General features: G+C 68.5%; 2 protein-coding genes. Both read left to right on the forward strand.

The window, feature by feature from the left end; translation table 11 throughout:
- A partial coding sequence (locus tag AB1609_23035) for a type VI secretion protein (protein MEW6049310.1) occupies positions 1 to 888 on the forward strand: 888 nt, incomplete at its 5' end.
- Between the two features lie 256 nt (positions 889 to 1,144).
- Positions 1,145 to 1,734, forward strand: a 590-nt coding sequence (locus tag AB1609_23040; protein MEW6049311.1) for a hypothetical protein, incomplete at its 3' end; no start/stop codon positions are given.

Here is a 1,734-nt window from a genome sequence, read left to right on the forward strand (position 1 = left end):
TTCGACCTGGAGCCGGAGGAGACCGAGCAGGGGCCGGTGCTGGACCTTCTTGAGAAGGTGCAGGAGCTGAAGGGCCTGGTCACCGCGGTCCTTGAGACCTACGGCCGCGGGCAGCGCCTGGATCCCCACGAGGCGGCGCTGCTCGAGCGCGCCATACGCGCCGAGTACGAGGCCCGAGGGATAACCTCCGACCCGGCCACGCTTTACGAGCGGGCCGGTGAGGGCTTCGGGCTGTCCCCGAAGGAGATGCCCACGTTCTCGTCGCTTCATGTCCGGTTGAAGGGCATGGGACGGGACGCGGCCCGCCTCTGTGCGTTGCTTGAGCCCTGCCTGGCCGGGGGGTCGCTCGGGATGTTTGACGGCCAGTCCCGCGTGCGCCTGGGCGAGGAGCCGCTTCTCGCCTTCGACGTGTCAGGCCTGGAGGAGACCTACGTGCGGCCGGTGGCCATGCACTTTCTGCTCGAGTGGACCTGGGAGAAGTTCGTGAAGGGCTTCTGGGGGCAGAAGAAGCGGGTCGTTGTTGACGAGGCGTGGCTCTTCATGGGCCATCCTGAGACGGCGCAGTTTCTGCAGACGATGGCCCGCCGGGGCCGCAAGCGCCGCTGCTCCTTTGTGGTGGCCTCGCAGCACTGGCGGGAGTTCTCCGAGTCCGCCGCGGGCCAGGCGGTGCTCACCAACATGGCTTCCCTGGTTCTCATGCGCCAGAATCCGGTTGACCTGGAGCCGGCGCGGGAGACGTTCCGGCTGACGGAGGGCGAGGCCGCTTTCCTGGCTGGGTGCGACCGGGGCGAGTGCCTGCTGCGGGCGGGTGCGGATGCCGTGGCCCTGCGCGTGGTGGCGGCCGACCTGGAGCGGGAGCTGATGGAGAGTGTCCTGCAGCAGCGGTAAGTGCCTGCGGAAAGGAAGGAGGGGGCGGGAGTGTTTCCGGCGTGGGGTCCGGTCCTGGTCGGGGCAGGGGGTTTTCTTGGCGTGCTCGGGTTCGGGCCGGGCTGGCCGGCCCTTGGCCTTGCGCTGTGCTGCGGACTGGTTGGCATGGCGGCTGATGCCGGCTTGCTGGAGAGGGCTGCGTCAGCCTGTCTGAGATCCGGAGGGCGCGGCTGCTGAGCCGCGGGCCGCCTGCGGGCGGGAAAGGGGGTGAAGGGTAATGGGAAGGCTCAAGCGGGCCGGGAAGGTGCTTCTGGCCGTGGTCGCGGCTTTGCTGGTGGCGTCCTGGCTTTGTGCGAATGGGGCTTGGGCCCAGGGGCGCCCGAAGGAGCCGGTGCACGGTGTCCCCGGGGACGTGGGGGGTACCGCTCCTCAGCCCGATCAGGTGCAACCGTCGGGCGGGGGGACGTTTATAGACGACCTGGTGGCGGCTCCGCTCAATCTGATCTTCCGTGCCATGAAAGGCCTGGGCATGGTTGAAATCCGGGAGCTGGTGTTCGGCGGGTCCGAGGTGGGTGGGATATTCACCCGCGAGCAGTGGGGCGTGGTGGAGGGCTTCCGCGCCCGGTTCAAGGTGGTGGCATGGCTGCTCCTGGTTTTGTCCGTGCTCATCACGGGGGTCCGGGTGGCCTTCTCCGGGGGGAAGCCCGCGCAGCGGGCCGGGCTTGCCCAGTTTGCCCTGGACCTTTTCATCGCCGCCCTGCTCATCGAGTTCATGCCGATGGCCTTCGATCTCATCTGCGACCTCAACCGGGGCCTGGTGGGTCTGGTGGCGGATCACGTTTCGGGTGCGGGTGCCTGGAACATGCT

This window comes from Bacillota bacterium (assembly GCA_040754675.1).
Taxonomy (GTDB): domain Bacteria; phylum Bacillota; class Limnochordia; order Limnochordales; family Geochordaceae; genus Geochorda.